Consider the following 13213-nt stretch of genomic DNA (forward strand, 5'->3'; position numbering starts at 1 on the left):
TCTCCTGCCCTGGTTCAGTCGTCTGCGTTCGAGGACACCAGCGCGTCGGCCCCGCCGACGATCTCGCTGATCTCCTGGGTGATGTCTGCCTGGCGGATCTGGTTGGCCTGCCGGGCGAGGCTCTTCGCCAGCTCCTCGGCGTTGTCCGAGGCCGACTTCATCGCCCGCCGCCGCGAGGCCGACTCCGAGGCCGCGGCCTCGAGCATCGCCGCGTAGATGCGGGTGGTGACGTACTTCGGCAGCAGCGCGTCGAGCAGCGCCTCGGCCGAGGGCTCGAACTCGTAGGAGGTCGGGATCCCGGAGTCGGCGGTGCGGCCGGCCTCCCGGTCCTCGCGCTCGTAGTCGAACTCCTCGACCTCCTCGACCTCCAGCGGCGCGAGCCGCTTGGCGACCGGCACCTGGGCGAGCAGCGAGCGGAACTCGGTGAAGACGATGTGCAACTCGTCCACCCCGAGCAGGCCGTCCGCCCCCGGGCCGCTCTCGTCGTCGTCCTCACCGGCGGTGAAGACGGCGATGAGCTCCTCGCCCACGCGCTGGGCGTCGGCGTAGCCGGGCTGCTCCGAGAAGCCGGTGAAGACGTCGGCCATCGGCCGGTCGCGGAACCGGTAGTAGGTCTCGCCCTTGCGGCCGACGACGTAGAGCACCGGCTCCTTGCCCTCCTGCCGCAGCAGGCTGAGCAGCTCCTCGGTACGCCGCAGCACGTTCACGTTGTACGAGCCGGCGAACCCCCGATCGGACGTGATGACCAGGACCGCGGCGCGCCGGGGGTTCTCCCGCTCGGTGAGCAGCGGGTGGTCCAGCGACGCCGACGAGGCCAGCGCCGAGAGGACGCGGGTGATCTCGCGGGCGTACGGCTTGGAGGCCTCCACCCGCGCCTGGGCGCGCACGATGCGGGCGCCGGCGATCAGCTCCTGGGCCGAGAAGATCTTCTTCGTCGACTTGGTGGAGCGGATGCGGCGCCGCAGCGCGCGGAGGTTACCGGCCATCGGTCAGCTGCTCTTCTTGACCTGGACGCGCTCCTGGCCACGCTCCGAGGCGTCCATCGCCTCGGCCTCGGGCTCGTTGAGCAGCGTGCCGCCGTCGGGGAGCTGGAACTGGCCGTAGAAGGACTCCACGGCCCGCTCGAGGCTGGAGACGGCGTCGTCACCGAGGAGCCGCGAGGTGCCGATCTCGTCGTAGACGCCGGCCTCGCTGCGCCCGATGTAGTCGAGGAACTCCGACTCGAAGCGGCGCACCTCGCTCACGGGCACCTTGTCGAGCTTGCCGGTGGTACCCAGCCACAGGGCGACGACCTGGCGCTCCACCGGGTAGGGGCTGTACTGGCCCTGCTTGAGGATCTCCACCAGCCGCTGCCCGCGGTCCAGCGTGGCGCGGCTGGCCGCGTCCAGGTCGGAGGAGAACGAGGAGAAGGCCTCGAGCTCGCGGAACTGGGCCAGGTCCAGGCGGAGACGGCCGGCGACCGACCGCATCGCCTTGACCTGTGCCGAGCCGCCGACGCGGGACACCGAGATGCCGACGTTGATGGCCGGGCGGACACCGGAGTTGAACAGACCGGTCTCGAGGAAGATCTGCCCGTCGGTGATCGAGATGACGTTGGTCGGGATGTACGCCGACACGTCGTTGCCCTTGGTCTCGATGAGCGGGAGACCCGTCATCGAACCGGCGCCCAGGTCGTCGGAGAGCTTCGCGCAGCGCTCCAGCAGGCGGGAGTGCAGGTAGAAGACGTCGCCCGGGTAGGCCTCGCGGCCCGGCGGACGGCGGAGCAGCAGCGACACCGCGCGGTAGGCCTCGGCCTGCTTGGTGAGGTCGTCGAACACGATCAGGACGTGCTTGCCCTCGTACATCCAGTGCTGGCCGATGGCCGAGCCGGTGTAGGGGGCGATGTACTTGTAGCCCGCGGCATCGGAGGCAGGGGCGGCGACGATGGTCGTGTACTCCATCGCGCCGGCCTCCTCGAGGGCCGAGCGGATCGAGGCGATCGTCGAGCCCTTCTGGCCGACGGCGACGTAGATGCAGCGCACCTGCTGCGCCGGGTCGCCGGTGGCCCAGGCCTGCTTCTGGTTGATGATCGCGTCGATGGCGATCGCCGTCTTGCCGGTCTGCCGGTCACCGATGATCAGCTGACGCTGGCCGCGGCCGATCGGGGTCATCGCGTCGATGGCCTTGATCCCGGTCTGCAGCGGCTCGTGCACCGACTTGCGCTGCACGACGCTGGGCGCCTGCAGCTCGAGGGCGCGGCGACCGGAGGTCTCCAGCGGGCCGCCACCGTCGATCGGGTTCCCCAGCGGGTCCACGACGCGGCCGAGGTAACCCTCACCGACGGGGACCGAGAGCACCTCGCCGGTCCGGCGGACCTGCTGGCCCTCCTCGATGCCGGCGAAGTCACCCAGGATGACGACGCCGACCTCGCGCACGTCCAGGTTCAGGGCCAGGCCACGCACGCCGCTCTCGAACTCGAGCAGCTCGTTGGTCATGACCGAGGGCAGGCCCTCGACCCGGGCGATGCCGTCGCCGGCCTCGGTGACGATCCCGACCTCTTCCCGGGAGACGTCCGGGGAGTACTCGGTGACGTAGTTCTGGATGGCACTGCGGATCTCATCAGCGGAGATCGTCAGCTCGGCCATGGCTCGCGTCCTCTTCCCTGCGGGGGTCGTGTCTGTGTTCGGGCTGTGTGGGTGGCTGCGCTCGGACGGCGCCGGTCAGCCGACGAGACGGCGGCCGGCCTCGTCGAGGCGACGCAGGACGCTGCCGTCGATCACCTCGTCGCCGACGCGGATCACCAGACCACCGAGCAGCTCGGGGTCGACGGTCACCTGCAGGCCGATGGCGCGGCCGTAGACCCGGCCGAGCACGTCGGCCAGGCGCCGCTCCTGGGCATCGCTCAGCGGCGACGCCGCGGTCACGTGCGCGACCGACTGCCCGCGGCGGCGCGAGGCCACCTCGGAGAGCCGCTCGATCGCCGTCTCCGCGTTGGCGACGGTGGGGCGGGTCAGGTGGTTGCGCAGCAGCTGCTCGGTGACCGGGCTGACCCGGCCGGTGAGCAGCCGGTCCAGCAGCGCCGACTTCCCGGCCGCCGGAGCCGCGCGGTCGCCGAGGATGCGCGACAGGTCGGGGTCACCGGCGACGATCCGGCCGAACCGGAACAGCTCGTCCTCGACGCCCTCGAGCTCCCCGCGGGCGTCGGCCGTGTCGAGCGCGGCCTCCGTCGCGAGGGTCTCGGCGGCCTCGACGAGGTCGAACGGCCGCGACCAGCGCTGCCGGGCGAGGGTCTCGACGAGGTCGAGCGTCGCGTCGGTGACCTTCCCGGCCAGCAACCGCCGCGCCAGCGCGGCACGCTCGGCCGGCTTGCCCGCCTGGTCCGAGAGCGCGCGCCGCAGCGACGGCTGCGCCTGGAGCAGACGCGCCACCGCGAACAGCTCGTCGGCCAGACCGGCCAGGTCCTCCGCCTCGACCACGCGCGGCGGGCCGCTGACGATGTCCCGGGCACGCCCGAGGATCCCCGTGGGTCGGGAGGTCAGCTCGCCGAGGCGCTCGCGCGCCTCGGCGACGGCTGCCCGGCTGGCGGCGTCCATCAGCGGTTGCCCTCCGGGACGGTCGCCCCGACGCGGCCGTCCGCGTTACCGGCCATGCCCTCGAGCTGGTCGAGGAACCGGTCCACGGTGCCGCGCCGGCGCGCGTCGTCGCTGAGCGACTCGCCCACCACGCGACCGGCGAGGTCGACGGCGATCGTGCCGATGTGCGTCCGGAGCTCGTTCAGGACCTGCTGGCGGGAGGCCGCGAGCTGCTCCTCCCCGCGGGCGACGATGCGGGCCGACTCCTCCTGGGCCTGGGTGCGCAGCTCCTCGAGGATCTGCTGCCCCTCGGCCCGGGCCTGGTCGCGGATCTGCGCGGCCTCGGTGCGGGCCTCGGCGAGCTGGGCGCGGTACTGCTCCAGCGCCGCCTTCGCCTCGGCCTGCATCGCCTCGGCGCGCTCGATGCCGCCCTCGATCGCCTCGCGACGAGCCCGGAAGACCTGCTCGAAACGCGGCGCGACGAACTTGAAGAACACCAGCAGGACGATCGTGAAGGCGATCAGCCCGATGATGATCTCGCCGACCGGCGGGAGGAGCGGGCTTTCGCTCTCCGCAGCGAGGAAGCTCATGGTCTCAGTGTCCCTGTCTGGTATGGGTACCCGTACGCCGGCGTACGGATCAGGTGCCGAAGACGAAGGGGACGACGAAGCCGATCAGAGCCAGCGCCTCGGACAGCGCGAAGCCCAGGAAGGCGTAGGTCCGGGTCAGGCCGGCGGACTCGGGCTGGCGTGCGGTGGCCTGGATGTAGGCCGCCCACACGATGCCGACGCCGATGCCGGGGCCGATCGCGGCGAGGCCGTAGCCCACGGAACCGATGCTGCCGGTCAGCTCTGCCAACAGGTCCATGCGAGGTGTTCCTCCTGTGTCGTCGACCGGCTTCTGCCGGCCGGCTCTGGGGGGTGGTGCGGGTGGTGCCGTTCAGGGGCGGGTCGGCGGGGTCGCCGGCCACGGTGCTGCGTGGATCAGTGATCCGCCTCGATGGACCCGTTCAGGTAGGTGCCCATCAGGACGGTGAAGACGTAGGCCTGCAGGAAGATGACCAGCAGTTCGAAGAAGGTCATCACGATCGCCATCAGCGCCGAGACCGGACCGAAGATGACCGAGAAGTTGTCCCGGCCGAACAGGTACACCGCGCCGAGGGAGAAGACCACCAGCAGCATGTGACCGGCGAACATGTTGGCGAAGAGTCGGACGGCGAGCGTGAACGGCCGGACGACGAAGTTCTGCAGGAGCTCGATCGGCGTGACGAGGATGTACATCGGCTTCGGGACACCGGGGAGGAACAGGATGTCCTTGAAGTACTTGCCGGCGCCCTGCTCGCGGATGCCGATGTAGATGTAGAGGACCCAGCAGAACGCGGCCAGCACCAGGGGGAAGGCGAACTTCGACATCGGGGAGATCTGCGCGAACGGCACGATCGCCATGAAGTTGTTCGCGAGGATGAAGAAGAACAGCGACGCCAGGAACGGCGCGAAGGGGATGCCCTTGGGGCCGACGACGTCGCGGGCGATGCCGTCGCGGACCAGCGAGTAGCCGCTCTCCCCGATGAACTGGAGCTTTCCGGGCACGATCTGGGCCTTGCGCGACGCCGCGATGACGAAGGCGAGCATCAGCGCGGTCGCGATCCAGAGGATGATCGTGATGCGGGTGATCGCGAAGTCCACGCCCAGGAGCGAGAACTCCGCCACCGTCTCCGGGTAGAACTCACCGAGACCGGGGGCCTGGAAGCCGTCGCCGCCGCCGGAGTCGACCGCGAGCACGGTCCCGAGCGTGTGGGCGCTGGAGGTCACCGTTGTCCCTTCTGCGTCCTGGGCCGGCTCCGTCGTCCGCCCTGGGTCGTGCTGGTGCGACTGCCCTCCGCTGCCGGGGGCAGGCCGCCGAACCGGGCGACGACCAGGTAGATCGCCACCGCCATGCCGAAGATGATGCCGACCGGGAAGAACACACGGGTGTCCAGCCACTGGTCGAGCAGCCATCCGGCCCCGCCCCACACGGCCATCCCGGAGATCAGGGTCCCGATGACCGCGTATCCGGTCTCGGCACCGCTGCCGCCGCTGGTCGGCTTCGCAGTTGGGGGCCGAGCGTCCCCGGTGCTGGGGTGTTTCTCGGCCATCGGTCCCGGACACTATCAGCCGGGCGCCGGGGGTCTCCCGGGGTGCGGCGGAGGGGCCGGGCGGACCACCCGTCCGGGTGTCCGGGTCGCCCCGGTTCAGCCCGCGGGCGGGCGCGGCGGGGTCACGTAGTACATGGGCCGGGTCCACACCCAGCGCAGCTGGACGGCGCTCCACAGCAGCGCACCGACGATCACCGACCAGGCGAGCGTGAGCCGGTCCAGCCAGCCGTCCTCGGGCAGCGCGTTCAGCACGCCGAAGAGCACGATCGCCTTGACGAAGAAGGCCCCCATCGCCGCGGGCAGCGTGAAGGCGTCGTTGATGCGCCCGGCCCAGGCCACGACGAGACCGCTGACGACGAAGAAGGCCGTCACCACGGCCGCGCCGACGAGCACGCCGACCGCGTCGTCCCAGCCCGCGACCAAGCCGGTCACCGGAGCCGCGACGGCGGTGACCGCGAGCGTCGCCAGGGCCCCGACGCGCAGGAACGACAGGTCCCAGCCGCCGTCCTCCCGCGGCATCCCGCTCATCGGACGACCTGCCCGGGCGCCCGGGCGGCCGGCGCGGGCGGGGCCTCGCCGGCGGGGGCCGGACCGCGGACGGCGCGGGCGGTCGGGTGGGCCGCCCGGCTGCGCCGGCGCATGGCCATGAGGTCGGCGGCGCGCGCCTCGCGCGCCGCCCGGCGGGTCCGCGGTGCCAGCACGACGACGACCCCGATCAGGAGCAGCGCACCGATGGCGACGAGGAGTTCCACCCGGCCACCGGTGATGGACAGGGCCACGGCGCCGCTGGACAGCAGCGCCGCCCAGAAGTACATGACCAGCACGGCCCGGCGGTGCGAGTGGCCGATGGCCAGCAGCCGGTGGTGCAGGTGCATCTTGTCCGGCGAGAACGGCGACTGCCCCCGCCGCGTGCGCCGGATCACGGCCAGCACCAGGTCGATGAACGGGATGAAGAGAACCGCGATCGGCACCAGCAGCGGCAGGGTCAGCGGGAGCAGGCTGGCGGCGGAGTCGAACGTCTGCGGGTCCACGTTCCCGGTCGCGGTCACCGCCGCGGCCGAGAGCATCAGCCCGACCAGCATGGATCCGGAGTCGCCCATGAAGATCCGCGCCGGGCTGAAGTTGTGCGGCAGGAAGCCCACGCAGGCGCCGGCCAGCACCGCGGTGATCAGCGCGGGGGCGCTGGCGACCTCGTCGTACCCGGTCAGCCCCAGGTTGTAGCTGTAGGCGAAGAAGGCCAGCGCCGCGATCGCGGACACCCCGGCGGCCAGACCGTCCAGCCCGTCGATGAAGTTCAGGGCGTTCACCGTCAGGACGGTGAGCAGGATGGTGAGCGGGACGCCGACATCGGGCCCGAGGGAGATGGTGCCGAGGTCGGCGAACGGCAGGAAGACGAACGACAGCTGCACGCCGAGCAGGACCATCACACCGGCCGCGGCGATCTGGCCGGTGAGCTTGGTGAGGGCGTCGAGCCCGAACTTGTCGTCCAGCACGCCGAGGAGGCAGATCAGGCCGCCGGCGGCCAGGACGGCGGCGGTCTGCGAGTCGTCGAAGGTGCGCTGCAGCGCCGGCAGCCGGGTGGCCACCAGGATGGCGGCGGCCACCCCGAGGTACATGGCCACTCCCCCGCCGCGGGGGGTGGGGATGACGTGCACGTCCCGCTCGCGGGGGGCCGCCATCATCCGCAGCCGGACGGCGACCAGCCGCACCACCGGGGTGGCGAGGTAGGTGACCAGCCCGGCGGTGAGGAAGGCGACGAGGTACTCGCGCATGGCTCAGCCGGCGCCCAGGGGCGCTGCGGGCAGAGAGCCCCGGCCGGGGATGCGCATCGGGGGATCTCCCGGACTCGGACGACGTCGGTGGGTCCACGGTATCGCTCCCGCCTGGGAGCGGAGCGTCACCGCACGGCGGGCATCCCTGCAGGGGCCCACCGCGGGCTCGCGACCGGTGGGGGCGGGGAGGTCCGTCGTCTACTCGCCGATCTCGGGGACGACGGCGCGCAGCCGGTCGACGTCCACGGCGCCGACGCGCAGCACCCGGGGCGTCGGCGCGGTGCAGTCGACGATCGTGCTGGCCGCCGAGCCGGTGCGCGGTCCGGCGTCGAGGGCGACCGCCGCGTGGTCGCCCAGCTGCGCGACCGCGCCGGCCGCGTCGGTGGCGGCCGGACGGCCGGAGCGGTTGGCGCTGGAGACGGCGAGGGGTCCGGTGCGGCGCAGCAGGTCGCGGGCGACGTCGTCGTCGGGCAGCCGCACCGCGACGGTGCCCTCGGCGTCCCCCAGGTCCCAGGCCAGCGACGGCGCGTGCTCGAGCACGAGCGTCAGCCCGCCCGGCCAGAACTCCTCGGCGAGGCGGGTGGCCACGGCCGGCAGGTCGACGACGAGGCCGGCCAGCGTCGAGGCCTCGCCGATGAGCACCGGCACGGGCATCGCGCGGCCGCGGTTCTTCGCCGCCAGCAGCCGGGTGACCGCGTCGGGGGTGAAGGCGTCGGCCGCCACCCCGTACACGGTGTCGGTGGGCAGCAGCACGAGCTCGCCGCGGCCGATCGCCGCAGCGGCGGCGTCGATCCCGGCGGAGCGGGCCGCGGGGTCGGAGCAGTCGTAGAGGTCGGCCACGACGGGTCAGTCTCCCCCAGCCCCGGCGGCGGCGCGGCGGGCGGTGGTGAAGCGCGGGCGGCCGGCCAGGTCCGGGTGGTCGGCGACGTCGTCCCAGCCCCCGTGCGCGCGGACGAGCGCGGGCAGCGCCGTCCCCTGCTGGTCGGCGTGCTCGATGCCCAGCGCGCCGCCGGTCCGCAGCAGCCGGGCGGCGGTGCCGAGCAGGCCGCGGACGACGTCGAGCCCGTCGGGACCGCCCCACAGCGCCAGCGGCGGGTCGTGGTCGGCGACCTCCCGGGGCAGCCGGGCGCCGTCGGGCACGTAGGGCGGGTTGGACACGACCAGGTCCACGCCGCCGTCGAGGCTGCGCAGCAGCCGCGGATCGGTCATGTCCCCGGCGACCACCTCCACCGGCCGGTCGCCGGCCGCGGCCCGTGCGGCCGCGTTGACGCGGGTCCACTCGATCGCGTCGGGGTCCCGCTCGACCGCGGTGACCCGCGCGCCGGGGTGCTCGTGGGCGAGCGACAGCGCGATCGCCCCGGAGCCCGTGCCGAGGTCGACGACGACCGGCTCCGGGACCCCGGCGAGGCGGGCCAGCGCCCACTCGACCAGCTGCTCGGTCTCCGGCCGGGGCACGAAGACGCCGGGACCGACGGCCAGCTCGAGGTGCCGGAACGCCGCGCGGCCGGTGAGGTGCTGCAGCGGCACCCGGTCGACGCGCTGGTCGACGAGGACGGCGAAGCGGCGGGCGGCCGGCTCGTCGACGGCGTCGAGGGTGAGCAGACCCGAGCGGGTGCGCCCGGTGACGTGGGCCAGGAGCAGCTCGGCGTCCACGCGCGGGGAGGCGACCCCGGCCTCGGCGAGCAGCCGGGCGGCGTCGGCCAGCAGGGTGCTGCGGTTCATGGGCAGGGCCTCAGGAGCCGGCCGCCAGCAGCTCGGCGGTGTGCGCCGCGCTGAGCGCGTCGAGCACCGGGTCCAGCTCGCCGTCGAGGACGGCGTCGAGGTTGTGCGCCTTGAACCCGACCCGGTGGTCGCTGATCCGGTTCTCCGGGAAGTTGTACGTGCGCACCCGCTCGCTGCGGTCGACCGTGCGGACCTGGCTGCGCCGCTGGTCGGACGCGGTGGCCGCGGCCTCCTCGCGCGCGGCGACCAGCAGCCGGGACCGGAGCACGCGCAGCGCCGACTCCTTGTTCTGCAGCTGGCTCTTCTCGTTCTGAGAGCTGACCACGATGCCGGTGGGCAGGTGGGTGATCCGGACGGCGGAGTCGGTGGTGTTCACGCTCTGCCCGCCCGGCCCGGAGGAGCGGAAGACGTCGATGCGCAGGTCGTTGGGGTCGACGCTGACGTCGACCTCCTCGGCCTCGGGCAGGACCAGCACGCCCACGGCGGAGGTGTGGATCCGGCCCTGGCTCTCGGTGACCGGGACCCGCTGCACGCGATGCACCCCGGCCTCGAACTTCAGCCGGGGCCAGACGCCCTCGTCCGTGCGGGACTTCACGGCCACCGCGACGTCCTTGTACCCGCCGAGGTCGGCGTCGACGGCCTCGAGGATCTCGGTGGACCACCCGCAGCGCTCGGCGTAGCGCAGGTACATGCGCAGCAGGTCGCCGGCGAACAGCGCGGACTCCGCCCCGCCCTCCCCCGCCTTGATCTCGAGGATGACGTCCTTGTCGTCGTCGGGGTCCTTGGGCAGCAGCAGCGTGCGCAGCCGGCCGGTGAGCTCCTCGATCTGCCCCTCGAGCGCCTCGGCCTCGGCGCGGAAAGAGGCGTCCTCGACGGAGAACTCCCGCGCGGTGCCCAGGTCGTCGCGCGCCTGGTCCAGCTCGCGGGCGACCTGCACGACGGGCGAGAGCTGGGCGTAGCGGCGGCCCAGGCGCCGGGCGCGGCCGGCGTCGGCGTGCACGGCCGGGTCGGCGAGCTCCAGCTCCAGGGCCGCGTGCTCGTCGAGCAACCCGCGCAGCCGGTCGGTGCCGGCGTCGGTGCTGCTCATCGCGAGGGCCTCTCCAGGGGTGTGGCTGGGTGCGGCCGGCCCGGGACGGACGGCCGCGGACACGACGACGGCGCCCGTTCCCGCCCCCGGGGAGGGGTGGGTACGGGCGCCGTCGGACGCGCTACTCGCCGGCGCTGACCTTGGAGTCGGCGCGCTTGCCGAACCGCTTCTCGAAGCGGGCGACGCGGCCGCCGGTGTCGAGGACCCGCTGCTTGCCCGTGTAGAACGGGTGGCAGGCGGAGCACATCTCGACGGTCAGCTGACCGCTGGCGACGGTGCTCTTCGTGGTGAAGGTGTTCCCGCAACCACAGGTCACCGTGGTGGTGTGGTACTCGGGGTGGATGCCGGGCTTCATGCCGTGGACCTCTTCCGCAGGTGTCGGTGCTGTCTGGTCGAACGCCGCCTGGCCGGGCGGCATTCCAGGGCGCCAGGCGGGAGTCGACCGTCGAGTATCCCCGATCGGTGACCCCGCCCGGCGGCCGGGGGGTGCCGGCGGCTACTCGCCGCCGGGACCCAGGGTCGTCTTCTGGATCTGCATGAGGAACTCGATGTTGTTGCGCGTCTTGCGCAGCTTGTCGTTGAGCAACTCGATCGCCTGCTGCGGCTCGAGGGCCGACAGCACGCGGCGCAGCTTGATGATGACCGCCAGCTCGTCGGGCGCCAGGAGGATCTCCTCCTTGCGGGTGCCCGAGGCGTTCACGTCGACGGCCGGGAAGATCCGCTTGTCCGCCAGGCGGCGGTCCAGCTTGATCTCCGCGTTCCCGGTGCCCTTGAACTCCTCGAAGATGACCGTGTCCATCGTGGACCCGGTCTCCACCAGCGCCGAGGCGATGATGGTGAGGGAGCCGCCGTTCTCGATGTTGCGGGCGGCGCCGAGGAAGCGCTTGGGCGGGTACAGCGCCGTGGAGTCGACACCACCGGACAGGATGCGCCCGCTGGCCGGGGCGGCCAGGTTGTAGGCGCGGCCCAGGCGGGTGATCGAGTCCAGCAGGACGACGACGTCGTGGCCCATCTCGACCAGGCGCTTGGCCCGCTCGATCGACAGCTCGGCGACCGTGGTGTGGTCGGCCGGCGGACGGTCGAAGGTCGAGGCGATGACCTCGCCCTTCACCGACCGCTGCATGTCGGTGACCTCCTCGGGCCGCTCGTCGACGAGGACGACCATGAGGTGGCACTCGGGGTTGTTCGTCGTGATCGCGTTGGCGATCGCCTGCAGCACCATCGTCTTGCCGGCCTTCGGCGGGCTGACGATGAGCGCGCGCTGGCCCTTGCCGATCGGCATGACCAGGTCGATGACCCGGGTGGTCAGCTGCTGCGGCTCGGTCTCCAGCCGCAGGCGCTCCTGCGGGTACAGCGGCGTCAGCTTGGTGAACTCGGGACGCTGGCGCGCCTGCTCCGGGTCCAGGCCGTTGACCGTGTCGAGCCGGACCAGCGCGTTGTACTTGTCCTTGCGCTCGCCCTCGCGGGGCTGGCGGACGGCGCCGGTGATCGCGTCACCGCGGCGCAGGCCGTAGCGGCGCACCTGCGACAGCGAGACGTAGACGTCGTTGGGACCGGTCAGGTAGCCCGAGGTGCGGACGAACGCGTAGTTGTCGAGCACGTCCAGGATGCCGGCGACCGGCAGCAGGACGTCGTCGTCGCTGACCGTCGGCTCGATGGGCTGGTCGAAGCGCTCGCGCCCGCCGCGGCGGTTGCGGTCGCGGTAGCGACGCCCACGGCGGCCGCGGCCGTCCAGGTCGTCGTCGTCCTCGTCGCGGTCGTCCCGTGCAGGCCGGGCGTCGGTGCGGGTGTCGGCACGGTTGTCCGGACGGGCGTTGCGGTCGGGCCTCTCGGAACCGCGGTCGGGACCGCGGTTGCCATCGCGGTCGCCGCGGGGGGCACGCTCGGCGCCGCCGCGGGCCGCGCGCTCGCCGCCGTCACGGGCCGGACGCTCGCCGCCGTCACGGGCGGGACGCTCGGCGCCGTCACGGGCGGGACGCTCGCCGCCGTCGCGGTCGCCGCGGGGGGCACGCTCGGCGCCGTCGCGGTCGCCGCGCGCGGGGCGCTCGCCGCCGTCCCGGGCCGGGCGCTCGTTGCCGTCCCGGTCCCGGCCGCGGCTGCGGTTGCGGGCCGGGCGGTCGCCGTCGGCGCGCTCGTCGCGGTCGGTCCGGTCGGCCGGGGCGGAGGGCTCCGCGGCGGGCTCGGCGGTGGGCGCCTCGGCCGGGGCGGCGGGCTCGGCGACCGGCGCGGTCTGCGCGGTCGTGCCGGCGTCCGCGTCGGCGACGGGCGCGCCGGCCGGGCGGCTGGCGGCACGGCGGCGGCGCGGCTGCTGCTCGGCGACGGGGGCGACTGCGGGGGCCGGCTCGGCCGGGGTGGTCAGCGGACCGCCGTTGGCGCCGCCGCTGACGGGCGCCTCGAGCGGAGCGGCGGTCGCGGCCGCGCCGCGCGAGGCCGGGACGCCGTCGCGGGCGCCGGCCGCCGGGGCGCTGTCGGTGGTGGCAGCGGAGCCGCTGTCGATGGCGGCGAGGTCGTCGGTGCCGCCCACCTGGCGGGCGGAGATCGCGGCGACGAGGTCACCCTTGCGCATCCGGCCGGTGCCGGGGATGCCCAGTTCGGCCGCGAGGCGCTGCAGCTCGGGCAGCAACATCCCCGAGAGCCCGCTGCCGCGGCGGCGGGAACGGCCCGCCTGCCCAGAAGCGGCAGCTGCCTCGTCGGCAGCCGGGGGCGCGACGAGGTCGGTGGTTTCGCTCACGTACAGGTCCTTCCCTGCGGTGACCTGCGCCTACCAGCGCAGGGGGTGACCCGGCCCCTGCCCTCCGGTCTGTTTCCGGAGTCGGCGAGGAGAAGGGATCGCGTGGATGCGGGGCGGGATCTGCGGCGATGGACTCTTCGTCGGCAACGCCCCGCGCGAGGCTCGCCCGAGTGGGGCGGCTACGCCGTGAGCCTAGATGCAGCTCACGGGCAGGAC

14 protein-coding genes are annotated in these 13213 nt (G+C 73.4%); all 14 read right to left on the minus strand.

From position 1 onward, the window contains the following. Positions 1-14 precede the first annotated feature (14 nt). Positions 15-986, minus strand: coding sequence for a F0F1 ATP synthase subunit gamma (locus tag BMY88_RS11570; protein WP_091943243.1), 972 nt, complete (start codon positions 984-986; stop codon positions 15-17). A 3-nt stretch (positions 987-989) separates the two neighbouring features. Further along, entirely contained in the window at positions 990-2624 is a 1635-nt protein-coding gene (gene atpA, locus BMY88_RS11575; protein WP_091943245.1) for a F0F1 ATP synthase subunit alpha, read from the minus strand. 75 nt (positions 2625-2699) lie between these two features. Continuing rightward, a complete protein-coding gene (locus BMY88_RS11580) occupies positions 2700-3572 on the minus strand; it encodes a F0F1 ATP synthase subunit delta (protein ID WP_091943247.1) in 873 nt (290 codons plus the stop codon). After that, positions 3572-4141: a F0F1 ATP synthase subunit B gene (locus tag BMY88_RS11585; protein ID WP_091943249.1), complete on the minus strand. Its 570-nt coding sequence runs from the start codon at positions 4139-4141 to the stop codon at positions 3572-3574. The genes BMY88_RS11580 and BMY88_RS11585 overlap by 1 nt, the downstream gene beginning before the upstream one ends. Before the next feature lie 49 nt (positions 4142-4190). Further along, the gene (gene atpE / locus BMY88_RS11590) at positions 4191-4418 is read right to left on the minus strand and encodes an ATP synthase F0 subunit C (protein ID WP_029432783.1); all 228 of its coding nucleotides are present in this window, start codon (positions 4416-4418) and stop codon (positions 4191-4193) included. A 116-nt stretch (positions 4419-4534) separates the two neighbouring features. Next, a complete protein-coding gene (gene atpB, locus BMY88_RS11595) occupies positions 4535-5362 on the minus strand; it encodes a F0F1 ATP synthase subunit A (protein WP_091943251.1) in 828 nt (275 codons plus the stop codon). After that, on the minus strand, positions 5359-5685 hold the full coding sequence (locus BMY88_RS11600; RefSeq protein ID WP_091943253.1) for an AtpZ/AtpI family protein: 327 nt from the start codon (positions 5683-5685) through the stop codon (positions 5359-5361). The genes atpB and BMY88_RS11600 overlap by 4 nt, the downstream gene beginning before the upstream one ends. A gap of 96 nt (positions 5686-5781) precedes the next feature. Continuing rightward, positions 5782-6213, minus strand: coding sequence for a Cg1360 family ATP-synthase-associated protein (locus BMY88_RS11605; protein WP_091943255.1), 432 nt, complete (start codon positions 6211-6213; stop codon positions 5782-5784). Then, positions 6210-7457: a glycosyltransferase family 4 protein gene (locus BMY88_RS11610; protein ID WP_091943257.1), complete on the minus strand. Its 1248-nt coding sequence runs from the start codon at positions 7455-7457 to the stop codon at positions 6210-6212. Before BMY88_RS11610 ends, BMY88_RS11605 begins: the two co-directional genes overlap by 4 nt. A gap of 198 nt (positions 7458-7655) precedes the next feature. Beyond that, complete coding sequence (locus tag BMY88_RS11615; RefSeq protein WP_091943259.1) at positions 7656-8297, minus strand: L-threonylcarbamoyladenylate synthase; 642 nt, start codon at positions 8295-8297, stop codon at positions 7656-7658. Between the two features lie 6 nt (positions 8298-8303). Next, positions 8304-9179, minus strand: coding sequence for a peptide chain release factor N(5)-glutamine methyltransferase (gene prmC / locus BMY88_RS11620; protein WP_091943261.1), 876 nt, complete (start codon positions 9177-9179; stop codon positions 8304-8306). Positions 9180-9189: 10 nt separating this feature from the next. Beyond that, positions 9190-10266, minus strand: a complete 1077-nt coding sequence (gene prfA / locus BMY88_RS11625) for a peptide chain release factor 1 (protein WP_091943262.1) — start codon at positions 10264-10266, stop codon at positions 9190-9192. A 121-nt stretch (positions 10267-10387) separates the two neighbouring features. After that, complete coding sequence (gene rpmE / locus BMY88_RS11630; protein WP_091943264.1) at positions 10388-10621, minus strand: 50S ribosomal protein L31; 234 nt, start codon at positions 10619-10621, stop codon at positions 10388-10390. Positions 10622-10762: 141 nt separating this feature from the next. After that, the gene (gene rho / locus BMY88_RS11635) at positions 10763-12997 is read right to left on the minus strand and encodes a transcription termination factor Rho (RefSeq protein ID WP_091943266.1); all 2235 of its coding nucleotides are present in this window, start codon (positions 12995-12997) and stop codon (positions 10763-10765) included. Between the last annotated feature and the right edge of the window lie 216 nt (positions 12998-13213).

The organism is Trujillonella endophytica (assembly GCF_900110555.1).
Taxonomy (GTDB): Bacteria; Actinomycetota; Actinomycetes; order Mycobacteriales; family Geodermatophilaceae; genus Trujillonella; species Trujillonella endophytica.